The 337-nt window shown below is 70.9% G+C and carries 1 protein-coding gene; it reads right to left on the bottom strand.

The genetic code is table 11. The features are described from left to right. Positions 1-127 precede the first annotated feature (127 nt). The coding region (locus D9V41_RS18105; RefSeq protein WP_166376123.1) for an alpha/beta hydrolase at positions 128-337 on the bottom strand (210 nt) is incomplete at its 5' end.

The raw sequence follows: 337 nt of genomic DNA, 5'->3' as shown, positions 1-337 counted from the left end.
CGCCGATCGCGTCGTGTTCCTCTCCGGTGGCGTGCTGATCGAGGAGGGGACCCCCGAGCAGATCTTCACCGCACCGCGCGATCCCCGGACACGCGAGTTCCTGGCCCGGTACCTGCCGAGCTGACCCTCACCGCATGACGCGGGCGAGGAACGCGCGGGTCGCGGCGAGCGTCTCCTGGGCGGCCTCGAGCCGGAGGTCGAACTGGAACTCGTGCTGCAGGGCCGGCGTGTAGTCGTCGGGCCAGAACATCGTGGTCACGTCCACGCCCGCGGCGGTCAGCCGTTCGGCGAACGCCTTGCCTTGGGGAGTGAGCGGGTCAGCGTTGCCGCCGGTGAC

Source organism: Aeromicrobium phragmitis (assembly GCF_003674095.1).
Taxonomy (GTDB): domain Bacteria; phylum Actinomycetota; class Actinomycetes; order Propionibacteriales; family Nocardioidaceae; genus Aeromicrobium; species Aeromicrobium phragmitis.
Note: the sequence above shows the minus strand (reverse complement) of the source record. Positions and strands in the feature narration are given on the sequence as shown.